Here is a 22302-nt window from a genome sequence, read left to right on the forward strand (position 1 = left end):
GCGGTATCCGCCTATCTTGCCGGGCGCCACTGAGCCCGTCGCACGATAGCGCTGTGACCACTTCACCACCGAGGACACCGCCACGCCAAATCGCGTCGCAACCGCCCGGCAGCTCTCGCCCCCACTTACAGCTGCAACGACACGTTCACGCAGATCATTGGAAAGAGGTCGGCTCATCAGATGCTGGCCCCCAGACCCAGCCAACATCTTGAATCACAAACCGGCCCGCAGGGGAATCCCTACCGATTCAGCCTAGCCATGAATCGCTCTAGCGGCGCCAGTGGCGGCGAGGATGCGGGCGGTGCCAACGGTGATGGCGGCGGGGCTGCCAGCGCACTTCGGTCGTCCCCGACATCTGCTTCGGAGCATCCTGAACCGCCGCAGCAGCGCCGGGGCTGTTCAGCGAAAGCGCGTGAGCGCGCTCGCCCGGCACGGCAAGAGCAAGCAGTGAACCGGCGGCAACCAGCCCCAGAAGTTTTGTCACTTTCATTTTTTTGTTCTCCCGAACGTCCTCGGATGTCACGTCTGCAACCATCGATTCGAATCGAGTGAGGCTGCCGCGACGCAGGTCGCAAGCGGAAGCGGACGACGTGAATGTGGAGGGAATGAATCTGCGCCGCGGACGTGAACGCAGGACTGCGCGTTTCAGTTCCCTGACAAAGTCAGGAATTCTGGCCGCCCGCGGTATTGGCGATTGGCGATGCGGCTAGAGCATGATCCGGAAAAGTGGAGACCGGTTTTCCGAAAAAGATCATGCTCAAACAAAGAGCTAGAGCGGGATGACGATTCGAAGAAAGTCATCACGCTCCAGCGGGAAGCTAACCGGGACGCCAGTAGCAGTGCATGCGCGGTGTGATCACGGTCCCGCTCGGCCGGTATTCCTGCACATAGTGGGCAGTGCAATCGCGCACGGCGTTCGGGCCCGGATTGTAGCGCGGAATGACATCCGGTTCCCAGTGATCCTGGCGGTAGATCGGAATCCGTCGCAGCGGCCGCCGACGTTGCGCGGAGGTCTCGGAGATGGTGGGCGTAGTCGCCTGCACAGCAGCCCTGGCCGATGGCGCCGTTTGCGCCTGCGCGCTCGCGACCGGCAGCGAGGCTCCCGCCAAAGCCGCCAGTAGCATTCCCATCACGATCCGCCGCATCACGCCCACCCAAAGTCCTGTTCGCGGGCCGTACGGTCTCCGATTGCCGCGACAAGGTCAACAGCGCTGGCGCCCTGTGCGAAACTCGCGCTAAACAGGCGCCATGTGGACCACAGCCAAAGCGCCGTCGCTCGCCGAAATGGAGGTCATGGCGCATGACGTTTTCGAGCGCCTGCCCCAGCGTTTTCGCAGTCTTTGCGAAGGCGTGATCATCCGCGTCGACGATTTCCCGACCGACGAAGTCATGGACGAGATGGGCTGCGAAAGCGAATTCGACCTGCTCGGCCTGTTCCAGGGCATAGGTCTGCCGCACCAGAGCCATGGCGACATCCCGCATTTGCCCAACATGATCTGGCTCTACCGCCGGCCGATCCTCGACTATTGGGCCGAGCACGAGGAGACGCTGGGCCACATCGTCCGCCACGTCCTCGTCCATGAGATCGGCCACCATTTCGGCCTCTCCGACGCCGACATGGAGGCAATCGAGGCTGCCGCAGGCTAGGATTGCGCAAATTAGCCTTTTTCCAGGTGGGTTTTCGGGATAAATAACCGCTCTCCCACCTTGAACCGGGAAGTGCGATCGATGGATAAGTTTACCAAGCTGGAAGGCGTCGCGGCGCCATTGAAGATCATCAATGTCGACACCGACATGATCATCCCCAAGCAGTACCTGAAGACCATCAAGCGCACCGGCCTTGGCAAGGGGCTCTTCTCGGAGCAACGCTACAAGGACGATGGCAGCGAGAATCCCGACTTCGTGCTGAACAAGCCGGCCTATCGCAATGCCAAGGTCCTGGTCGCCGGCGACAATTTCGGCTGCGGCTCGAGCCGCGAGCACGCACCTTGGGCGCTGCTCGATTTCGGCATCCGCTGCGTGATCTCGACCTCGTTCGGCGACATCTTCTACAATAACTGCTTCAAGAACGGCATCCTGCCGATCCGCGTTGCCCAGGAAGACCTCGACAAGCTGTTCGACGACGCTGAGCGCGGCGCCAATGCGACGCTGACGATCGACTTGGCGAACCAGGAAATCCGCGGTCCCGACGGCGGCGCCGTGAAGTTCGAGATCGACCCGTTCCGCAAGCACTGCCTGATCAACGGTCTCGACGATATCGGGCTGACGATGGAGAAGAAGTCGTCGATCGACGACTACGAGGCGAAGGCCAGCCGCGAGCGCGCCTGGGCCTGATCTTTCCGCTCCGGATCATGCTCTAGAGGGACGGCGCATGCGTCCGGACGTCGTTAGCTTCTGGCACGGTCCGCTCGACCGGCTGCGGCTGACCTGCCTGCGTTCGCAGGTCGCCGCCGGCCACAAGGTCACCGTCTACAGTTTCGATCCGCTGCCCGGCCTGCCCGACGGCGTCGGCAATGCGGAGGCCGAGGCAATCCTGCCGCATGCGTTCTCCGAGAAACTGCGCCCGCCGGGGCCGGACGGGAGCTGGCACGGCTGGACCATCCTGCAGTTCAGCGATTTCTTCCGCATGCGGCTGATGACTGAGCGCGCCGGCGTTTGGCTCGATGCCGATGTGCTGCTGCTGAAGCCAATCGAGATCGATCCGGCCAAGCCTTACTTTGCGTGGGAGCGGCCGCGCCAGCTCGGCAACTCCGTGCTTTATCTGCCGCCGGACGATCCGATCGTGCGCGCCTTCGAAGGATTGATGAAACAGGAGGAGCTGACGCCGGAGTGGCTCGCGCTTCGTCATCGCGTCGTCTTCGCGCTGCGACGCCTGCGCGGCGTTTCCGACCGTCTCTCCGACATCCGGATCTCGCTCTACGGGCCGCCGGCGATCACCGCGCTCGCCCGCCGCGCAGGGGAGTTGCAATACGCCCTGCCGAAGCAGTCATTTTACGCCGTGCACGCCGAACCGAAATTGTTCTTCGAACCGCGCGACTTCTCGAAACTGCTCAGCAACCCCGACGTCATCGGCCTGCACATCTCGCCGAAAGGCCGCGGCCGCGAAGCGCCGATCCCGGGCAGTCTCTACGCGTGGGCGGCGGAAAAATTTCGCTAACCCGTCGTCTCAACCCTTCATTGCTGCGATCGCATCCGCGATTGCGATCGTGCGGCGCGCCATCTCGGCGTGGAGTCGCTCCACCATGCGGCCGTCGATCTGGATCGCGCCGCGCGAGGCATTCTCCGGCTTGTCGAACGCGGCGAGGATCTTGCGGGCTTCCGCGACTTCTTCCGCCGGCGGGGTGAAGATCGCGTTGCAGGCTTCGATCTGGCCCGGATGGATCAGTGTCTTGCCGTCGAAACCGAGATCGCGCGCTTGTGCGCATTCGGCGGCAAAGCCATCGACATTGGCGAAATCGCTATAGGGACCGTCGAGGATCTCCAATCCGTGCGCGCGCGTCGCCAGGATGCAATGGGTGATCATCGGAATCATGATCGCACGGCCCGGCTGCATCTTGATCCGCGTCTCCCGCGAAATGTCGTTCGGGCCGAACACGAAACCGGCAAGCCGGGTCTCGGAATCCTTTGAGGCCGCGGCGAGTTCCTCGGCATGCAGCACCGCGCGCGCGGTCTCGATCATGGCCCAGACCCGGATCGAGGCAGGCGCGTTGATGTCGCTCAGGCGGTCGGCAATCGCATTGAGGTCGTCGACGCTGGAGACCTTGGGAACCAGGATGCCGTCGGGCTGCGCCTTGCCGGCCATGCCGATGTCGTCGACCCACCACGGCGTGTCGAGGCCGTTGATCCGGACCAGCACCTCGCGCTTGCCGAAGCCCTTGGCCGCCACAGCCGCAGCAATCTGGTCCCGCGCCAGGCCCTTGGCGTCCGGCGCCACCGAATCCTCGAGGTCGAGGATGAGACCGTCGGCCGGCAGGTTGCGCGCTTTCTCCAGCGCCCGCGCGTTGGATCCGGGCATAAACAACAGGCTGCGGCGCGGACGGGTCATGGTCGTTTCCTTTCGGTCGTTTCCATCCCGCCTATCATTTCGGCCATCGCTCCGAAAGCCTTGTTCCGGTCATCGGCTTGTGGTTAGGCAAGGGCATGGAGCTCTTCCCGAAAAATCTGCTCGACGGCTACCGGGCTTTCGCCACGCAGCGGCTGCCCACGGAACAATCCCGCTACCGCGAATTGTCCGTGCGCGGCCAGTCACCCGAGGTGATGGTGATCGGCTGCTGCGATTCCCGCGTCTCGCCGGAAGTGATCTTCGACGCTGGGCCGGGTGAATTGTTCGTGGTGCGCAACGTCGCCAACCTGGTTCCGGTCTACCAGCCCGACAGCGGCGCCCACGGCGTCTCGGCGGCGCTGGAATATGCCGTCAGCGTGCTCAAGGTGAAGCACATCGTCGTGCTCGGCCATGCCCAATGCGGCGGCATCCGCGCCTTTATCGATAAAATCCAGCCGCTGTCGCCCGGCGACTTCATCGGCAAATGGATGCAGATGTTCATCAAGCCCGGCGAGATCGTCGAGCAGCGCGAGCATGAGACGATGCAGGATTTCACCATCCGGATCGAGAAAGCCGCGGTGTTCCGCTCGCTGGAGAACCTGATGACGTTCCCGTTCGTGCGCGAGCGGGTGCAGAAGGGCGAGACGAACCTGCACGGCGCCTATTTCGGCGTAGCCGAAGGCTCGCTGTTCGTGCTCGACCGGACGACGAAGGAATTCGTGAGTGCGCGAATGGCGGGTAGCGAGTAGTGTAATTCCACTCGCTATTCGCTACTCCCTATTCGCCAATCAACCTAATCCGCCCCGTGGCCGGCGCCCCAGCGGTCCGACAACGCCAGGATCAGGGTCGAGATCACGAACACCAGGTGGATGCCAACCAGCCATCCGAGCTTCTGCGCGTCGAAGATCGCATCAATGTTCAGGAAGGCCTTCAGCACCTGGATCGCCGAGATCGCCACGATCGAGGACAGCAGCTTCTGCTTCAGGCCGCCGAAATCGACCTTGGTCATCCATTCCGGCCAGTCCGGATGGCCGGCGGGATCGATCCGGGAAACGAAGTTCTCATAGCCCGAGAACACCACGATCAGGATCAGATTGCCGGTCAGCGACACGTCGATCAGACTGAGCACGCCAAGGATGATGTCGGATTCCTTGGCGTAGGGCACGTGCAGGATGAACTCCCACAGCAGTGCGACGAATTTGTAGAGCAGCACGGCGAGGCTGACGACGAGACCGAAATAGAACGGCGCCATCAGCCAGCGGCTGTTGAAGATCAGGCTTTCGAAGACGGTCTCAACGCGTTTCAGCCTGGGATCAGGTCGATAGGGAACCGGCTCGTCGGTCATCGATTCCGGCTCCCCGGTCATTCACGATTCGCCGCTATTCTCAGGCCGCCTTTTTCTTGGCGATGAGCAACTTGCGGTTGATCAGGCATTCGGCGATCTGCACCGCATTCAGCGCGGCGCCCTTGCGCAGATTGTCCGACACGCACCACAGCACGAGCCCGTTCTCCACCGTCGCGTCCTCGCGGATGCGGCTGATATAGGTGGCGTCCTCGCCCGCCGCCTCATAGGGCGTGACGTAGCCGCCGGGCTCCTGCTTGTCGATGACGAGACAGCCCGGCGCATTGCGCAGGATGTTGCGCGCCTCATCCGCCGAGATCGGGTTCTCGAACTCGATGTTGACGGCTTCCGAATGGCCAACGAAGACCGGCACGCGCACGCAGGTCGCGGAGAGCTTGATCTTGGGATCAAGAATCTTCTTGGTCTCCGCCATCATCTTCCACTCTTCCTTGGTGTAGCCGTCCTCCATGAACACGTCGATGTGCGGGATGACGTTGAAGGCGATGCGCTTGGGGAATTTCTTGTTGATCAGCTCGTCATTGGTGTAGACGGCCTTGGTCTGTGAGAACAATTCGTCCATCGCGTCCTTGCCGGCGCCCGAGACCGATTGATAGGTCGAGACCACGACGCGCTTGATCGTCGCCTTGTCGTGCAGGGGCTTCAGCGCCACCACGAGCTGCGCGGTCGAGCAGTTCGGATTGGCGATGATGTTCTTCTTGGTGAAGCCCGCCGCCGCGTCCGCATTCACTTCCGGCACGATCAGCGGCACATCCGGATCCATGCGCCAGGCCGAGGAATTGTCGATCACGACCGCGCCGGCGGCACCGATCTTCGGCGACCATTCCTTCGACACCGCCCCGCCCGCCGACATCAGGCAGATGTCGACATCGGAGAAGTCGTAATGCTCGAGCGCTTTGACCTTCAGGGTCCGATCGCCATAAGAGACGTCGACGCCGACGCTGCGGCGCGAGGCCAGCGCGACCACCTCGTCAGCCGGGAATTTGCGCTCGTCCAGAATGCCGAGCATTTCCCGCCCGACATTACCGGTCGCACCCACCACCGCGACTTTGTAACCCATCGTTCATTCTCCGAGGAAAAATGCTCGCCCGCGCAGCCTGGCGGATCAGGAAGCGCAGCGCTTCTATGCGAGAAACGCCGTTAAGACAACGTTAGTTGTAGCGCTTTGCTGGTCCGGCCGCCTCGCCGTGACGCTATGTAATCACTTAGAGGCCGGCCGCCATCGGTTGCGGCGCCTTCGATGATGGCGTTATCGCGGCAAGGCACTGGTTTTCATGAAACTTTTGCGCTTCCCGCGGCATTATTGCGCGCGGGTGTTGCGCATTTGACCTAGTTGCGACCGTTGCGCCGAGGCTACAATATGGCCAAATCAGATGGGCGATCTGCCAGCCCCGCGTGCGGGCACAGTGACGAGGATGAAATGACTGCCAAATTTCCTGCTGCGACCAAGCTCGCGGTATTTTTTGCCACCGCCGCGGCCGTGGCCGGTCTCCTCGCCAGCCCTGCCGATGCCCAGAGCAGGCGTCAGGACCAGCTCCGGTATGACCGCGACGGCCGGGTCACCTACGGAGGCCAGGGGCCTAACCGCTCCTTCCAGCAGGGACCGCGCACCCGCGTCTTCGTGACCACCCGCTCCTGGCTCGATGCCGGCACCGAGGTGCTGCCGGGCGACCGCAAGTTCCAGGACTACGCGTTTCCGTCGCCGTTCGGGTACCCGGACTTCGCGCGTGAAAACCTCAATCGGCCGATCGATCGCCAGCCGCTTAACCCGCCGTCGGATCTGGGCGGCGAGCCGACCAGGTTCCCGCTGTATTGAGCTGACCCCACCTTGGTCGTCCCCGCGAAGGCGGGGACCCATAGCCACAACTGCGCGTCGCGGCCTTAACTGCGGCCCAGTCTTGCTTGATCACGTCCACCGGTGGTTATGGGTGCCGGCTCAAGGCCGGGACGACACCGGTGTTACGGCCTAAGCGTGCAGCTTCTGCAATTCCTTCAGGATTGCTTCGCCGATCTGCGTGGTCGAGGCTGATGTCGTGCCTTCGGACTTGATGTCTGCGGTGCGCAGGCCGCTTGCGAGCACGGCGGCGATTGCGGCATCGAGCTTGTCGGCGAGCGCACCCATGTCGAAGGAATAGCGCAGCGCCATCCCGAAGGAAGCGAGCATCGCGATCGGGTTGGCGAGGCCTTGGCCGGCGATATCAGGCGCCGAGCCGTGCACCGGCTCGTACAGCGCCTTGCGCTTGCCGCTCTTGGCATCGGTCTCGCCAAGCGAAGCCGACGGCAGCATGCCGAGCGAGCCGGTGAGCATCGCCGCGATGTCGGAGAGCATGTCGCCGAACAGATTATCGGTGACGATGACGTCGAACTGCTTCGGCCATTTGACCAGCATCATGCCGCCGGAATCGGCGAGCTGATGCTCCAGCGTCACATCGGGGTATTCGCGCTTGTGCACCTGGGTGACGACCTCGTTCCAGAGCACGCCCGATTTCATGACGTTGCGCTTTTCCATCGACGTCACCTTGTTGCGGCGCTTCTTGGCAAGGTCGAAGGCGACGCGGGCGATGCGCTCGATCTCGTAGGTGTCGTAGACCTGGGTGTCGATGGCGCGCTTCTGGCCGTTGCCGAGATCGGTGATGGTCTTCGGCTCGCCGAAATAGACGCCGCCGGTAAGCTCGCGCACGATCATGATGTCGAGCCCTTCGACCGCCTCGCGCTTCAGGCTGGAGGCATCCGCGAGCGCCGGATAGCACACGGCGGGCCGCAGATTGGCGAACAGGCCGAGATCCTTGCGCAGCCGCAGCAGGCCGGCCTCGGGCCGCACCTCATAGGGAACGCTGTCCCATTTCGGCCCGCCGACCGCGCCGAAGATCACGGCATCGGCGGCTTTCGCCTTGGCCATGTCGCCTTCCGAGATCGAGACCTTGTGCGCATCATAGGCAGCGCCGCCGACCAGCCCCTCTTCGGTCTCGAAGGTGGCGATTCCTTCCGCCTTGAGCCAGCCGATCAGGCGCTTCACCTCCGCCATCACTTCGGGGCCGATGCCGTCGCCGGGCAGGAGCAGGAGCTTGTGGGTCGCCATGGGGTGTTCGCCTTGAGATCTAAGGAAATCCGCGCGGAGTGCTAAAGCGCTGTTGCGCGGTTGGCAAGACACCATTCCCGGAGCTGGCCTGTGCAAGCATGGCCAGGCCTGCCACAATGCGGCCCTGCCGGAGTTCTCAGTGAAAGCCCCCGATCTTCCTCCATCTTCCGCGCACCCCGCGCGGCTGATTCTGATCCTGTCGCTGGCGCCGACCGCGGGGCTCGGCATCGGCCGTTTCGCCTATTCGCTGGTGCTGCCTGATATGCGCGAGCAGCTTGCGTGGTCCTATTCGGCGGCGGGCTTCATGAACACCATCAACGCCGCCGGCTATCTGATCGGCGCGCTGCTCGCCGCACGGCTGATCCGGCGCTTCGGGCTGGTGGCGTCGGTACGCTGGGGAACGCTGGCCTGCGTGGTGTCGCTCGCGCTTTGCGCCATCACCGGGAACTACGTGGTGCTGAGCTTTGCGCGACTGCTCGCCGGCCTTGGCGCTGCGGCCGGCTTCGTCGGCGGCGGCGCGCTTGCGGCGATGATCGCGCAGACACGGCCCGAGCGCGCCAATTTCCTGCTCAGCCTGTTTTATGCCGGACCCGGCAGCGGCATCCTGCTGTCAGGGCTGGTGGCGCCGTTCGTGCTGCAATGGTTCGGCCCGGGCTCGTGGTGGATCGTGTGGTGGGCGATGACGCTGCTTGCGGCCATCATGACCATTCCGCTCTGGCTCGCATCCTTCCCTTCTGACGCCATGACCAGGCAGGAGTCAGCGGCGAAGTTCGCGATCGCGCCGGTTGCGATCTATCTCGGCGGCTATTTCCTGTTCGGTGCCGGCTATATCGCCTACATGACGTTCATGATCGCCTATGTGCGCGACGCCGGCGGCGGCGCACTGGCGCAAAGCGCCTTCTGGAGCCTGATCGGGCTGAGCGCTTTCGTGACGCCGTGGGTGTGGCGAGGCGTGCTCGGGCTCAACCGCGGCGGGCTTGCCACCACGATCATCCTCGGCGTCAACGCGATCGGCGCTGGCCTGCCGATTTTCGGACACTCGCCGCTGTTGCTCACGATCTCCGCCCTGGTGTTCGGCGTCGCCTTCTTCGCGGTGGTGGGATCGACCACCGCCTTTGTGCGCTTCAACTATCCGCCATCGTCCTGGCCGACCGCGATCGCCGCGCTGACGATCTCGTTCGGAATCGGCCAGACCATCGGACCGATCGTCGTCGGCGCGATCACCGATGCGGTCGGCAGTCTGTCGGCCGCGCTGAACATATCGGCAGCGATGCTGGCGCTGGGCGCGATCCTCTCGGCGTTCCAGCGGAGGCTGGACGTGAAGGCGTAGGGACGACGTGGGAGAGTTCTGATTCAAATTTCAATTGGATAAGGAAAATCGCGCGAATCCTACGATGCCGTCATGCCCGGGCTTGTCCCGGGCATCCACGTCCTTTGCCTCCGTGGAGGGGAGAGACGTGGATGGCCGGGTCAAGCCCGGCCATGACGGGGGAGAGGATTGCGCAATGCGTCCCCTGTCATTCCGGGGCGTCCAAAGGACGAGCCCGGAATGACGAAGGGAGAGAGTTCAGCTTCCGCTAAACGAATTGTAGCCCTGGTCTTCCCAGTAGCCGCCCTTGTAGTCGTTGGTGACTTCCATCGAGATCACATATTTCGGGTTCTTGAAGCCGAGCTTGGTCGGGACCCGGATCTTCATCGGATAGCCGTAGGCGCGCGGGAGGATCTCGTCGGCGAATTTGAAGGTCATCTGGGTCTGCGGATGCAGCGCGGTCGGCATGTCCAGCGGCGAGTTGTAGCCGTCCTTGTCGGCGCACTGGAACCAGACATATTTCGCGCGGGTGTCGGCGCCGACGAGCTTTAAGAAATCGCGCAGCGGCGTGCCGGTCCAACTGCCGATCGCGCTCCAGCCCTCGACGCAGATATGGCGCGTGACCTGCTTGACCTGCGGCAGCTTATAGAGCTCCTCCAGCGTCCATGGCTTGTTGTTTGCGACCAGGCCGCGCACCTCCAGCTTCCAGTCGTTGCCGTCGATGTCGGGCGCTTCGTCGACATCGTAATAGCCGTTGAACGGAAACGGCTTGGTGATGGCGCTTTCAGGAAAGGTCGGCGCCAGCGCGTTCGGATTGAACATCCAGGCCTGCACCGCATCGTTGAACTTCGAAACCTGCGCCAGCATCGTTTCCGCCGAGGAACTGTCGATGACGTCGCAGCCCGTGAGCAGCGTCAGCGCCCCCAGGCTGGCGCCACCCGTGATGAAACGCCGGCGTGTCAGGTCAGGCATCAGCTTCACGGCGTCCTTGACCAGGAGCTTCTTGTCGACGCCGGGGATCAAGAGCTTGCGGATACGACCCATCGTCTTTCTCCCTTCTCAGCGGCCGATGATCATGGCGCGCAGACTCCTCGGCACCAGGATCGCCAGCGCGACATGGAGAACGAGGAAGGCGACAATCAGCGCCATGCAGATGAAATGGACATAGCGCGCGATGTCATAGCCGCCGAACAGCGCGGTCAGCCACTGCAACTGCACCGGCTTCCAGATCGACAGGCCCGACAGCACGATGACCACACCGACGATGATGATGCCGGCATAGAGCAGCTTCTGCACGTAATTGTACTTGGCGAGATCGTCGTGCGAGAGCTTGAAGGTCAGCGCCGCCTTGGTGTCCGAGATCACGCCCGCCGGCGTGATCGGCAGCAGCTTCCTGCGGAAGCGGCCGGTGACGAAGCCAAGCACAAGATAGACCAGGCCGTTGACCATCAACAGCCACATCGCGGCAAAGTGCCAGAGCAGCGCGCCGCCGAGCCAGCCGCCGAGCGTGATGCTGCGGGAGAAGGTGAAGTTGAACAGCGGCGAGGCGTTGTAGATCTGCCAGCCCGACATGATCATCAGGATCACCGCGACCGCGTTGATCCAGTGCACGATCCGGACCCAGGCCGGCTGGATCACCTTCGCCGTGCTGGCGGCGGCATGCTCGTTGCTGACTGCAAGGCTCGACATGGCTGTTTCCCTGCTCGGGGTTCGCTACCGATTTATACGCCCGGATCGGGGCCTTGTTACCGCGACACCTGATATCTATGCGACACGAACGGCGCTTCGCGGTCACAAAAAAGCGAGCCGGGTTTCGCCAGCTCGCTGGTCTCTCGCTTAGGAGGCAGGCATCAACACGGTGTCGACCACATGGATCACGCCGTTGGACTGGTTGACGTTGGAGATCGTCACCGTCGACCAGTTGCCCTTGGCGTCGCCGATCCAGACCTTGCCGTCCTGCTTCTTCACCGTCAGTTCCTCGCCCTCGACAGTCCTGAGCTTCTTGCCATCGGCAAGGCTGGAGGCCTCATACTTCCCGGGCACGACGTGATAGGTCAGGATCTTGGTCAGCGTCGCCTTGTTCTCCGGCTTGACCAAGGTTTCCACGGTACCGGCCGGCAGTTTGCCGAACGCCATGTTGGTCGGCGCGAACACCGTGAACGGGCCCTTGCCTTCCAACGTGCCAACGAGGCCGACGGCCTTCACCGCGGCGACGAGGGTGGTGTGGTCCTTCGAATTGACCGCGTTCTGGATGATGTTCCTGGATGGGAACATCGCGGCGCCACCGACCATCACGGTCTTTTCTTCGGCGCGAACCGGCGCCATCACGGTCGCGGTGAACGCCAGCGCACTGAACGCTGCGGCGGCGAGAAGTGCTGTACGTTTCAACATGGACAATCTCCCGTTTGGCTAACAATGACCGGCGGAGCTGCCGCCGGGATGAAAGGCAACGACGGTGCGGCTGTTCGATTGCGCCGTCGTTGGCCGCAGCTACGGGAGGGTTTTGGATGTGGTTTCGCGGGATAATTTATCGTGATGGCTGAAACTATCTGCGGGCGTGGCCGTGGGGTGCCGTAGCCGCTGGTAGGTTGGGCCCACCCTCTCGCCCCTCACGGTAAGGAGCGCGCAGCGCGTCTCGAGACGATGCTACGCATCGCTCGGAGAACCATGAGGCCCCGCCGGTGGCCTCGCCCTTCGAGACGGTCGCAACGCGACCTCCTCAGGGTGAGGGGATGGGTTGGTGCACACCATCCGTCCCCGTCATTGCAATGACGATGTCGTCCCAGGCGCTTGCGACGGTGGCTAGTCCCTGCTCGCCGGCGTCTGGATGAAGCCGCGGTTGTGGGTCGGGCTGATCAGGATTTCGTTGACGCAGACCCGCGGCGGCAGGCTGGCGACGAAGGCGATGGTGCGGCCGAGATCCTCGGGCTGCAGCATCCTGGCCTGCTCGGCTTCGCTCGGCACCACTGGCCGCAGTTTCAGGATCGGGGTTGCGACCTCGCCGGGCGACAGGCAGCAGGCGCGCAGGCCGTTGGCGCATTCGTCCATATTGAAGGAATGAGTCAGCGCCAGCACCGCATGCTTGGTCGTGGTGTAGGCCGGCCCCGGCATCTTCGAGACATGGCGCCCCGCCCAGGAGGCGACGTTGATGATGCAGCCGTCCTGCTGCTTGCGCATCGCCGGCAGCACCGCATGCATGCAGTAGAGCACGCCGTTGAGGTTGATCTCGACCAATCTGTCCCAGCCTTCCAGCTCCATATCGGCCCAGCTCCGCTTCGGCACGTTGATGCCGGCGCTGTTGACCAGGAGGTCGATACGGCCGTGGCGGCTGAGGATCTGCTCTGCGGCCTTGTTGACCTCGTCCTTGTTGCTGACGTCCATTGGGATCGCCTCGGCCTTGCCGCCCTTTTTGGCGATGCTGGCGACCACCCGGTCCAGCTCCGCCTTGCGGCGGCCCGAGACCACCACCGTCCAGCCGTCGGCCGCCAGGAATTCCGCCCCGGATTCGCCGATCCCGGTGCCGCCGCCCGTCACCCAGGCCACGCGTTTCCCATTATTTGTCATGCAAACTGTCTCCGTTGCTTTCCAAAGGGCGTTTTTGCTAAGCCAGCCGCCGGATTTTCCCGGCCTTTCCGCCCTTCAGGGGATGTTGCATGAACACCGCCGCCAACGCCAACCTGTTTTCCCGCCTGTTCGACGGTCTCGATGATCCGAACCGGCTCGCGATCGAGCAACTCGACGGCAGTCGGATCAGCTATGCGGACCTGATCGCGCGCACCGGTCAGATGGCGAACGTGCTGGTTTCGCGCGGCGTCAAGGTCGGCGACCGTGTCGCGGCGCAAACTGAAAAATCGGTGCAGGGCCTCGTGCTTTATCTCGCGACCGTACGCGCCGGCGCGATCTATCTGCCGCTCAACACCGCCTATACGCTGAACGAGCTCGACTACTTCATCACCGACGCCGAGCCGTCGCTGGTGGTATGCGACCCCTCCAAGGCTGAAGGGATTGCTGCGATCGCGGCGAAAGTCGGCGCCAAGGTCGAGACGCTCGGTGCTGACGGCAAGGGCTCGCTGACGGAGGCGGCCGACAAAGCGAGCCCGGAGTTCAAGACGGTGGCGCGCGGCAATGATGATCTCGCCGCGATCCTCTACACGTCAGGCACCACCGGCCGCTCCAAGGGCGCGATGCTGAGCCACGACAATCTGGCCTCGAACTCGCTGTCGCTGGTCGACTACTGGCGCTTCACCAAGGACGACGTGCTGATCCACGCGCTGCCGATCTATCACACCCACGGCCTGTTCGTGGCCAGCAACGTCACGCTGTTCGCCCGCGCCGCGATGATCTTCCTGCCGAAGTTCGATCCGGACCTGATCATCAAGCTGATGGCGCGTGCCACTGTGCTGATGGGCGTGCCGACCTTCTACACGCGCCTCCTGCAGAATCCCGCGCTGAACAAGGACACGACAAAGCATATGCGGCTGTTCGTTTCGGGCTCGGCGCCGCTGCTCGCCGATACCCACCGCGAATGGTCCGCGCGCACCGGCCACGCCGTGCTCGAGCGCTACGGCATGACCGAGACCAACATGAACACCTCCAACCCCTATGACGGCGAGCGCGTCCCCGGCGCGGTCGGCTTTCCGCTGCCCGGCGTCTCCGCGCGCGTCACCGACCCCGAAACGGGCAAGGAGCTTGCGCGCGAAGAGATCGGCGTGATCGAGGTCAAGGGCCCGAACGTGTTCAAAGGCTACTGGCGGATGCCGGAGAAGACCAAGGCCGAATTTCGCGACGACGGCTTCTTCATCACCGGCGACCTCGGCAAGATCGACGCCAAGGGCTATGTGCACATCCTCGGCCGCGGCAAGGACCTCGTGATCTCAGGCGGCTTCAACGTCTATCCCAAGGAGATCGAGACCGAGATCGACGGCATGCCCGGCGTGGTCGAATCCGCCGTCATCGGCGTGCCGCATGCCGATTTCGGCGAGGGCGTCACCGCCGTCGTGGTGCGCCAGCCCGGGGCCACGATCGATGAATCTGCGGTGCTCAACGGACTTGAAGGACGGCTTGCCAAATTCAAGATGCCGAAGCGGGTGTTCATCGTCGACGAATTGCCGCGCAACACCATGGGCAAGGTGCAGAAGAATATTTTGCGGGATACGTATAAGGATATTTATTCGAAGAAGTAGGGGCGCACAGCTGCTCCGGGGGACAGAGCTTATGAACCGAGAGCAAGCAGAAGAGATCCACGAATATCTGCTTGACGTTGTTGAGTCGCTCGAGCGAGCAGAGGGAGCGATCTCCACCCTCGGTGAGGAAGCACGAAGGATGTTCGCCAGCGGTCTTGGGGCAGCCGGCGATGCCGTGTACTACGAGCTACTGTTCGTGCTCTACAAGAAATTCCCGGATCTGAGACCGCCGGATAAAGAAGTGAGGTAAGGAAAAAGCCGTCGAACTGACCGTCCGCCGCTGAAAGCGCAGTTCGGCAACTACTGCCCGCTCACGAGGCTGATCACGAACCGGCCGCCAACGATGAAGAGGTAGGCGCCAAACGCCATCTCCAGCGCCCGCTTCGATAGCGCATGCGCGACCTTCACGCCGAGCGGGGCGGTGACCAGCGTGGTCGGCATCACCAGGATGGCGCCGATCAGCGAGACATAGCCGAGCGCGAACGGGACCTGCAGCGCAAGGACATCGGGAAAGCTCGCCGCCGCCGGCCAGCCGGCATAGACATAGCCGAGCGCGCCGGGGATCGAGATCAGCACCGCGAGTGCCGAAGAGGTCGCGACCGCCTGATGGATCGGGCGGCCGTAGAAGGTCATCAGCAAATTGGCGAACAGGCCGCCGCCGATGCCCATCAGGGTCGAGAGCAGGCCGACGAAAAAGCCGTAGACGCGCATCAGGAAGCCCTTCGGCAGTTCGTCGCCGAGCTTCCAGCCCTCGCGCGCCAATAGCAGCCGCGCCGCGGCCGACCAGGCCACCATCACGAACACGATCTTGAACAGCCGCTCCGGCGCAAACCGCGCGGTGACGCTGCCGGCGAGGACACCGAGCATGATCGGAATCCACCAGCGCTTCAGCACCTCCATGTCGACAGCGCCACGCCGGTAATGGGCGCGAAACGAACTGATCGAGGTCGGGATGATGACGGCAAGCGAGGTGCCGATGCAGAGCGGCATCCGCACCTCCACTGGCACCCCGGCCAGGCGGAAGCATTCGTAGAACACCGGCACCAGGATCGCGCCGCCGCCTATGCCGAACAGGCCAGCGAGAAAGCCGGACAAGGCGCCAACCGCAATCAGTAGCAACGCCAGTTCAACGAGTTGGACGAGATCCAGGCCAGCCATGATGTCCCTGCGAAGCGGCGTTTAATGCCTGCCGCTCCGTAAGGCTAGACCCTTGTTGAAGTCGGGAGTATCTAGCCTGCGTGGAGGGTACCTTTGCGAATTCCGGAAGGATCGGATGGACCAGCTTTCGGCCATGGCGACCTTTGTGCGCGCGGTGGAGACGGGCAGCCTCTCGGCGGCGGCCCGCTCGCTTCCGAGTTCGCTGACCTCGGTCAGCCGCCAGATCTCGGCGCTGGAGGAGCATTTCGGCACCAGGCTGCTGCTTCGAACCACACGGCAGCTCGCGCTGACCGATGATGGCCGAATCCTCTATGAGCGCGCGAAATCGATCCTCGGCGAGGTCAAGGAAATCGGAGCCGCGTTGTCGCGCAACCGTCACGAGCCCTCGGGACGGATTCGCGTCAGTTGCCCCAGCCTGATGGGGCGGCTCGTGATCGCGCCGCTGCTCGCCGAATTCCTGCGCCGCTATCCACTGCTGTCAGTCGATCTGCTGCTGGTCGATCGCGCGGTCGACATGGTCGAGGAAGACATCCATCTGGCGATCCGCGTCGGCCGGCTGCGGGATTCGCAACTGGTCGCGCGCAAATTCGCCGACCTCAGGATGATCGTGTGCGCCTCATCCGCCTGCCTCGCGCGCCGCGGCGTGCCGCAGACGCCGCGCGACCTCGCTAGTCATGACTGTCTCGTGTTCTCCGATGCACCCGGCAGCGCCGAGTGGCGCTTCGCGGAGAGCACGAAGGCAGACCGCAAAATCCGCATATCCGGTCGGCTCTGGATGAATAGCCTCGATGCGCTTGCCGCGGCGGCGAAGGAAGGCGCGGGCATTGTTCGCGTGCCGTCGTGGCAGGTCGACGCCGATATCAGGGCTGGCGCCTTGCGGCGCATCCTCGCCGACTACGAGCCGCCGCCCACGCCGTTGCACCTCGTGTTTCAGCCATCGCGGCTTGCGTCGCCAAAGACAAGGGCATTTGTCGATTATCTGGTTGAGCGATGGCGGGCCGCCGACCCGTTCGGCGCGCATACAGTCGCAGCCTTATAACGGAATCAGAATTCGTTTCTTGGACTGGATCGACCGCCCTGGTATACCAAGCCCCTGATCGGCTTGCTTCATCAATGGTGTAGCAATGAATACCCGTTCGTTTTGCAGGCATTTGGCCGTTGCGCTGTAAGGTTCGACTCCGTAAATAGAATTTATCTACCGCGCTCCCCGATGGGCCGGCCGCGGTCCCACCAAACTCAAAGTCGCTGATGACCGCCAGGATCGAACGACCGCTCTCGCCCCATATACAGACCTATCGCTGGACCCTGACGATGGCGCTTTCCATCGTCCATCGCGCCACGGGAATAGCGCTTTATGCCGGCACGCTGCTGCTCGCCTGGTGGCTGATCGCGGCGGCCTCCGGCCCCAGCGCCTACGCCAATCTGCAGGCTTTCACCGGCAGCTTCATCGGCAAGCTGATCGTGTTCGGCTACACATGGGCGCTGATGCACCACCTGCTCAGCGGCATCAGGCATTTCGTGTGGGACTTGGGCTACGGCTTCAAGGCCAATGAACGGGAAGCCCTCACCTGGGCCGCGCTGATCGGCGGCATCGTGCTCACGGTGCTGATCTGGATCATCGCTTACGCGATCGGAGGCGGACGATGAGCGACTCTCGTTCCTCGATGCGCACGCCGCTCGGCCGCGTCCGCAATCTCGGCGCCTCGCATTCCGGCACCACCGATTTCTGGCGCCAGCGCCTCACCGCTGTCGCGATGACGCTGCTGATCGTGCCGGTGCTGTTCGTGGTCCTGACGCTGGTCGGCCGCAACCATGCGGGCGCGACACAGATCCTCGGCTCGCTGCCGATCGCGATCATCCTCTTGCTCTTCATCGTCGCCAGCACCTGGCACATGAAGATCGGCATGCAGGTCGTGATCGAGGACTATGTGCATAACGAGAAGCTGAAGCTCGCCGGCATCATGGCCAACAATTTCTTCTGCGCTGCGGTGGCCTTGGCCTCGATCTACGCGCTCCTTAAATTATCCTCGGGAGTATGAACCATGGCCGCTGAAGGTAACGGCAAGGCCACCAATGGCAGTGGCCCGGCCACGAACGGCAAAGCCTATCCGATCGAAGACCACACCTACGACGTCGTCGTGGTCGGCGCCGGCGGCGCCGGCCTGCGCGCGGTGGTCGGCTGCTCGGAAGCGGGCCTGCGCACCGCCTGCATCACCAAGGTGTTTCCGACCCGCTCGCACACGGTCGCGGCGCAGGGCGGTATCTCGGCCTCGCTCGGCAACATGCATCAGGACGACTGGCGCTGGCACATGTACGACACCGTCAAGGGGTCGGACTGGCTCGGCGACCAGGACGCGATCGAATACATGGTGCGCAATGCGCCGGAGGCGGTCTACGAGCTCGAGCATTGGGGCGTGCCGTTCTCGCGCACCGAGGACGGCAAGATCTACCAGCGCCCGTTCGGCGGTATGACCATCGACTACGGCAAGGGCCAGGCGCAGCGCACCTGCGCCGCCGCCGACCGCACCGGCCACGCGATGCTGCACACGATGTACGGCCAGTCGCTGCGGCACGCCGCCGAGTTCTTCATCGAGTTCTTCGCCATCGACCTGATCATGGACGACCAGGGCGTCTGCCGCGGCGTGATCGCGATCAAGCTCGACGACGGCACGCTGCACCGCTTCCGCGCCCAGACCACCATCCTCGCCACCGGCGGCTATGGCCGCGCCTATGCCTCCTGCACCTCGGCGCATACCTGCACCGGCGACGGCGGCGGCATGGTGCTGCGCGCCGGCCTGCCGCTGCAGGACATGGAGTTCGTGCAATTCCACCCGACCGGGATCTACGGCGCCGGCTGCCTCGTCACCGAGGGCGCCCGCGGCGAAGGCGGCTATCTCGTCAATTCCGAGGGCGAGCGCTTCATGGAGCGCTATGCGCCATCGGCCAAGGACCTCGCCTCGCGCGACGTGGTCTCGCGCGCAATGACCATCGAAATCCGCGAAGGCCGCGGCGTCGGCAAGAAGAAGGACCACATCTACCTGCACCTCGATCATCTCGATCCGAAGGTGCTGGCCGAGCGGCTGCCCGGCATCTCCGAATCGGCGCGGATCTTCGCCAATGTCGACGTCACCCGCGAGCCGATCCCGATCGTGCCGACCGTGCACTACAACATGGGCGGCATCCCCACCAACTTCCACGCCGAAGTGCTGACCAAGCGGGACGGCGATGACAATGCGGTGGTGCCCGGCCTGATGGCGATCGGCGAGGCCGCGTGCGTCTCCGTGCACGGCGCCAACCGGCTTGGCTCCAACTCACTGATCGACCTTGTGGTGTTCGGCCGCGCCGCGGCGCTGCGCTGCGCTGAGAAACTGACCGCGAACGCCAAGCAGCCGGAGCTGCCGAAGGATTCCGCCGAGATGGCGCTCGGCCGGCTCGATCATTTCCGCTACGCCTCGGGCGGCACGCCGACGGCGAAGCTGCGCGACAGCATGCAGCATGTGATGCAGACCAATTGCGCAGTGTTCCGTACCGGCGAAGTGCTGCAGGAAGGCAAGAACCTGATCCACAAGGTGCATGGCGGCATTGGCGACATCGCCGTCTCCGACCGCTCGCTGGTGTGGAATTCCGACCTGATCGAGACTCTGGAATTCGACAATCTGATCGTGCAGGCCGTCGTCACCATGGATTCGGCGGCCAATCGCACCGAGAGCCGCGGCGCGCATGCGCGCGAGGACTTCCCGGATCGTGACGACAAGAACTGGATGAAGCACACGCTGGCCTGGCTCGATCAGAAGGGCAACACCACGATCGAGTTCCGCCCGGTGCACGATTACACAATGACCAACGACGTGCAGTATATCCCGCCCAAGGCGCGTGTGTACTGATCGCGCGTAGTGATGACGACAGCGAAGGCTTGCAAGCATGGTTGAATTCGCGCTTCCGAAGAACTCGAAGATCTCAGGCGGCAAGACCTGGCCGAAGCCGGCCGGCGCCACCGAGACGCGCGAGTTCAAGATCTATCGCTGGAATCCGGACGACGGCAAAAATCCGAGCGTCGACACTTATTATGTCGACACCAACGATTGCGGACCGATGGTCTTGGACGGCCTGATCTGGATCAAGAACCACATCGATCCGACGCTGACCTTCCGCCGCTCCTGCCGCGAGGGCGTGTGCGGCTCCTGCGCCATGAACATCGACGGCCAGAACACGCTCGCCTGCACCAAGTCGATGCACGACGTCAAAGACGGCGCGGTGAAGGTCAACCCGCTGCCGCACCAGCCGGTGGTGAAGGACCTTGTCCCCGACCTCACCAATTTCTACGCGCAATACGCCTCGATCGAGCCGTGGCTGAAAACCACAACGCCGACGCCGCAGAAGGAATGGAAGCAGAGCCACGAGGACCGCGAGAAGCTCGACGGCCTCTACGAGTGCATCCTCTGCGCCTGCTGCTCGACCTCGTGCCCGAGCTACTGGTGGAACAGCGAGCGCTTCCTCGGTCCCGCCGCGCTGCTGCAGGCCACGCGCTGGGTCACGGACAGCCGCGATGAGGCCACCGGCGAACGGCTCGACAATCTCGAGGACCCGTTCCGGCTCTATCGCTGCCACACCATCATGAACTGCGCCAAGGCCTGCCCCAAGGGCCTCAACCCCTCGGAAGCGATCGCCGAGCTCAAGCTGAAGCTGGTCGAGCGGCAGATGTAAGCTGCTCGAGAACGTTATAGGGAGGACGGCCCGCGATAACTTGCGCCGCGGGTCAAAAGCGCGGGTCGTCTTCGCTCATTCGGGGTACCGGTCTACCCTCGAAAGCGGTCATCAAACATTTAAGCGTCCGCGCCGACAACCCCGTTCCTGCCTGACGCCTTCGCCTGATAAAGGGCAGCATCCGCCTTCTCGAGCAGCTGCCGAAAAACCCTGGCATGGGTTGGAAAGGTGGCGATGCCAATGCTGACCGTCACCGCCCGCTCCAGTTCCGGATGATTGCTGTCGGCCACAGCCGCCCGAATGCGCTCAGCCAGCGCCATGGCCCCTGGGGGCGTCTGCGGGCACAGCAACGCGAACTCTTCCCCGCCATATCGAAACAGCTCGTCACCCTCACGCTTTGAGGCGCCAATCGTCTCGGCCACCTTGCGGATCACTCCATCGCCAACGACGTGGCCGCGGCTGTCGTTGATCGATTTGAAGTGGTCGATGTCGATCATCATGAGACTAAGCGACAGGCCCGATTGAGAAGCAGCCTGCAGCATTGCCGCCCCTTTGGCATCGAACTGCCCACGATCCTGAAGTCCGGTCAGCGCGTCCCTGCCAACCCGCTCAGCAAGCTTCTCGTAGCGATGCCGGTAAGTCAGGCGATCGAACACATCCGCGGCGCGACGCGATTGCACAGGAAGAGTCTCCCGTTCAACGATGCGGAGATATACGGTCATCATCAGGCTGAAGAAGGCAGCCGCGGCAACCTTGGCGATCCACCCGCCGTAGAATGCCGATTCCGGTACGCCTGTAACGAGATGCAGCCCCACGTAGAAGAAGGCCTGGTCGAAGCTCAACACAATCGCCAGGCTGATGAAGATCCGCCCGGGGATGGTGGTCGTCACCAATTTTCCAAGCCGTTCATAAATGATGACAAGGGCGATCAGATCGATGAACAGCAATAGGCTGCCCCAGACCATGAGCAAGCCCATTTGGTCGATGAAGCGGAGATCCGGATTATAGCCTGGCAAGCTCGCCGGATTGCTATAGAGGCGCAGGAGAAGCCCCAGCGCGATCATCAGAATGTTGCCGCTCAGGAGTCCGTAGATCGGCTGCCGCATCACCTCGGCGTCTTCCTTGATGTAAAGCAGCAGGAAAAAGGCGAGCTTGCCCGTGAACATCACGGTGGATCCTGGCGAGATCAGACCGAAGGGCAGTTCGATGAAGAAGGTGGCCGCCAAATAAGTCTCGAGGAAGTGCATCGTGCCGAGGAGGCAGAAGAAAACGCCAACTCCAATGCTCTGCCTTGCTCTGAAAATGCTCCCCATGACAATGAAATAGATGATGCCATGCGCGAGCAGGACGAGAGAACCGAACATACCGCCAAGAAGCCCCTACCGTGAAAGTCGACCTGTTCCTCTCCTTGCCATTTTGCTTTGCTCCCCTCAATGGGGCGCGTCGTCGGTGCAAGCAGTACCTTGA

The 22302-nt window shown here is 63.1% G+C and carries 26 protein-coding genes; 13 read left to right on the forward strand and 13 right to left on the reverse strand.

Annotated elements, in window-relative coordinates; translation table 11 throughout:
* The 3 genes from YY7_RS58325 to YY7_RS0122060 all read right to left on the reverse strand — a co-directional run.
* Positions 1–207 (reverse strand): helix-turn-helix domain-containing protein (locus tag YY7_RS58325; RefSeq protein WP_283807016.1); only part of this gene is annotated, 207 nt, incomplete at its 3' end.
* Between the two features lie 61 nt (positions 208–268).
* Positions 269–535 (reverse strand): hypothetical protein, encoded by a 267-nt coding sequence (locus YY7_RS0122055; protein ID WP_349642669.1) that lies wholly within the window; start codon positions 533–535, stop codon positions 269–271.
* Positions 536–818: 283 nt separating this feature from the next.
* Positions 819–1145 carry a hypothetical protein gene (locus tag YY7_RS0122060; RefSeq protein ID WP_028165132.1) on the reverse strand — a complete coding sequence of 109 codons (327 nt, stop codon included), beginning with the start codon at positions 1143–1145 and terminating at the stop codon, positions 819–821.
* A gap of 103 nt (positions 1146–1248) precedes the next feature.
* On the opposite strand from YY7_RS0122060, the gene YY7_RS0122065 reads away from it, so the two are divergent.
* The 3 genes from YY7_RS0122065 (at position 1249) to YY7_RS0122075 (ending at position 3157) form a co-directional block, all read left to right on the forward strand.
* Positions 1249–1647, forward strand: coding sequence for a metallopeptidase family protein (locus tag YY7_RS0122065; RefSeq protein ID WP_028165133.1), 399 nt, complete (start codon positions 1249–1251; stop codon positions 1645–1647).
* An 81-nt stretch (positions 1648–1728) separates the two neighbouring features.
* Complete coding sequence (gene leuD, locus YY7_RS0122070) at positions 1729–2334, forward strand: 3-isopropylmalate dehydratase small subunit (protein ID WP_028165134.1); 606 nt, start codon at positions 1729–1731, stop codon at positions 2332–2334.
* Positions 2335–2371: 37 nt separating this feature from the next.
* A complete protein-coding gene (locus YY7_RS0122075; RefSeq protein ID WP_028165135.1) occupies positions 2372–3157 on the forward strand; it encodes a hypothetical protein in 786 nt (261 codons plus the stop codon).
* A 9-nt stretch (positions 3158–3166) separates the two neighbouring features.
* Here the strand turns inward: YY7_RS0122075 and YY7_RS0122080 are convergent, their stop codons facing one another.
* A complete protein-coding gene (locus YY7_RS0122080) occupies positions 3167–4045 on the reverse strand; it encodes an HpcH/HpaI aldolase/citrate lyase family protein (RefSeq protein WP_028165136.1) in 879 nt (292 codons plus the stop codon).
* Positions 4046–4140: 95 nt separating this feature from the next.
* Between YY7_RS0122080 and YY7_RS0122085 the strand changes: the two genes are divergently transcribed.
* On the forward strand, positions 4141–4791 hold the full coding sequence (locus YY7_RS0122085; protein ID WP_028165137.1) for a carbonic anhydrase: 651 nt from the start codon (positions 4141–4143) through the stop codon (positions 4789–4791).
* Positions 4792–4835: 44 nt separating this feature from the next.
* On the opposite strand, the gene YY7_RS0122090 is transcribed toward YY7_RS0122085, so the two are convergent.
* Both YY7_RS0122090 and YY7_RS0122095 read right to left on the reverse strand, forming a co-directional pair.
* Complete coding sequence (locus YY7_RS0122090; RefSeq protein WP_028165138.1) at positions 4836–5387, reverse strand: TIGR00645 family protein; 552 nt, start codon at positions 5385–5387, stop codon at positions 4836–4838.
* A gap of 40 nt (positions 5388–5427) precedes the next feature.
* Complete coding sequence (locus tag YY7_RS0122095; RefSeq protein WP_028165139.1) at positions 5428–6462, reverse strand: aspartate-semialdehyde dehydrogenase; 1035 nt, start codon at positions 6460–6462, stop codon at positions 5428–5430.
* A 360-nt stretch (positions 6463–6822) separates the two neighbouring features.
* Between YY7_RS0122095 and YY7_RS0122100 the strand changes: the two genes are divergently transcribed.
* Positions 6823–7218, forward strand: a complete 396-nt coding sequence (locus tag YY7_RS0122100; RefSeq protein WP_028165140.1) for a hypothetical protein — start codon at positions 6823–6825, stop codon at positions 7216–7218.
* A 150-nt stretch (positions 7219–7368) separates the two neighbouring features.
* Here YY7_RS0122100 and leuB read toward each other — a convergent pair whose 3' ends face one another.
* Complete coding sequence (gene leuB, locus YY7_RS0122105; protein WP_028165141.1) at positions 7369–8481, reverse strand: 3-isopropylmalate dehydrogenase; 1113 nt, start codon at positions 8479–8481, stop codon at positions 7369–7371.
* Between the two features lie 139 nt (positions 8482–8620).
* Here leuB and YY7_RS0122110 point away from each other — a divergent pair, with 139 nt between their 5' ends.
* Positions 8621–9811, forward strand: coding sequence for a YbfB/YjiJ family MFS transporter (locus tag YY7_RS0122110; RefSeq protein WP_028165142.1), 1191 nt, complete (start codon positions 8621–8623; stop codon positions 9809–9811).
* A gap of 237 nt (positions 9812–10048) precedes the next feature.
* On the opposite strand, the gene YY7_RS0122115 is transcribed toward YY7_RS0122110, so the two are convergent.
* The 4 genes from YY7_RS0122115 to YY7_RS0122130 all read right to left on the reverse strand — a co-directional run bounded on the left by YY7_RS0122115 (position 10049) and on the right by YY7_RS0122130 (position 13354).
* The gene (locus YY7_RS0122115) at positions 10049–10834 is read right to left on the reverse strand and encodes a molybdopterin-dependent oxidoreductase (RefSeq protein ID WP_028165143.1); all 786 of its coding nucleotides are present in this window, start codon (positions 10832–10834) and stop codon (positions 10049–10051) included.
* A gap of 15 nt (positions 10835–10849) precedes the next feature.
* Complete coding sequence (locus tag YY7_RS0122120; protein WP_028165144.1) at positions 10850–11479, reverse strand: cytochrome b/b6 domain-containing protein; 630 nt, start codon at positions 11477–11479, stop codon at positions 10850–10852.
* A 147-nt stretch (positions 11480–11626) separates the two neighbouring features.
* The gene (locus tag YY7_RS0122125) at positions 11627–12181 is read right to left on the reverse strand and encodes a fasciclin domain-containing protein (protein WP_028165145.1); all 555 of its coding nucleotides are present in this window, start codon (positions 12179–12181) and stop codon (positions 11627–11629) included.
* Positions 12182–12592: 411 nt separating this feature from the next.
* Positions 12593–13354: an SDR family oxidoreductase gene (locus YY7_RS0122130; RefSeq protein ID WP_028165146.1), complete on the reverse strand. Its 762-nt coding sequence runs from the start codon at positions 13352–13354 to the stop codon at positions 12593–12595.
* A gap of 89 nt (positions 13355–13443) precedes the next feature.
* On the opposite strand from YY7_RS0122130, the gene YY7_RS0122135 reads away from it, so the two are divergent.
* Together YY7_RS0122135 and YY7_RS0122140 are read left to right on the forward strand one after the other, a co-directional pair.
* Entirely contained in the window at positions 13444–14973 is a 1530-nt protein-coding gene (locus tag YY7_RS0122135; RefSeq protein ID WP_028165147.1) for a malonate--CoA ligase, read from the forward strand.
* Positions 14974–15004: 31 nt separating this feature from the next.
* The gene (locus YY7_RS0122140) at positions 15005–15223 is read left to right on the forward strand and encodes a hypothetical protein (protein WP_028165148.1); all 219 of its coding nucleotides are present in this window, start codon (positions 15005–15007) and stop codon (positions 15221–15223) included.
* Positions 15224–15273: 50 nt separating this feature from the next.
* Here the strand turns inward: YY7_RS0122140 and YY7_RS0122145 are convergent, their stop codons facing one another.
* A complete protein-coding gene (locus YY7_RS0122145; protein ID WP_028165149.1) occupies positions 15274–16134 on the reverse strand; it encodes a sulfite exporter TauE/SafE family protein in 861 nt (286 codons plus the stop codon).
* Positions 16135–16246: 112 nt separating this feature from the next.
* Between YY7_RS0122145 and YY7_RS0122150 the strand changes: the two genes are divergently transcribed.
* The 5 genes from YY7_RS0122150 to YY7_RS0122170 all read left to right on the forward strand — a co-directional run bounded on the left by YY7_RS0122150 (position 16247) and on the right by YY7_RS0122170 (position 20835).
* Positions 16247–17170 (forward strand): LysR family transcriptional regulator, encoded by a 924-nt coding sequence (locus YY7_RS0122150; protein WP_028165150.1) that lies wholly within the window; start codon positions 16247–16249, stop codon positions 17168–17170.
* A gap of 209 nt (positions 17171–17379) precedes the next feature.
* Positions 17380–17778, forward strand: coding sequence for a succinate dehydrogenase, cytochrome b556 subunit (gene sdhC, locus YY7_RS0122155; RefSeq protein ID WP_028165151.1), 399 nt, complete (start codon positions 17380–17382; stop codon positions 17776–17778).
* A 17-nt stretch (positions 17779–17795) separates the two neighbouring features.
* Positions 17796–18170, forward strand: coding sequence for a succinate dehydrogenase, hydrophobic membrane anchor protein (gene sdhD, locus YY7_RS0122160; RefSeq protein WP_028165152.1), 375 nt, complete (start codon positions 17796–17798; stop codon positions 18168–18170).
* 3 nt (positions 18171–18173) lie between these two features.
* Positions 18174–20015 carry a succinate dehydrogenase flavoprotein subunit gene (gene sdhA, locus YY7_RS0122165; RefSeq protein WP_028165153.1) on the forward strand — a complete coding sequence of 614 codons (1842 nt, stop codon included), beginning with the start codon at positions 18174–18176 and terminating at the stop codon, positions 20013–20015.
* A gap of 37 nt (positions 20016–20052) precedes the next feature.
* A complete protein-coding gene (locus YY7_RS0122170) occupies positions 20053–20835 on the forward strand; it encodes a succinate dehydrogenase iron-sulfur subunit (protein ID WP_028165154.1) in 783 nt (260 codons plus the stop codon).
* 119 nt (positions 20836–20954) lie between these two features.
* On the opposite strand, the gene YY7_RS0122175 is transcribed toward YY7_RS0122170, so the two are convergent.
* The gene (locus YY7_RS0122175; protein ID WP_028165155.1) at positions 20955–22199 is read right to left on the reverse strand and encodes a GGDEF domain-containing protein; all 1245 of its coding nucleotides are present in this window, start codon (positions 22197–22199) and stop codon (positions 20955–20957) included.
* Positions 22200–22302: the final 103 nt, after the last annotated feature.

This window comes from Bradyrhizobium elkanii WSM2783 (genome assembly GCF_000472865.1).
GTDB lineage: Bacteria > Pseudomonadota > Alphaproteobacteria > Rhizobiales > Xanthobacteraceae > Bradyrhizobium > Bradyrhizobium elkanii_A.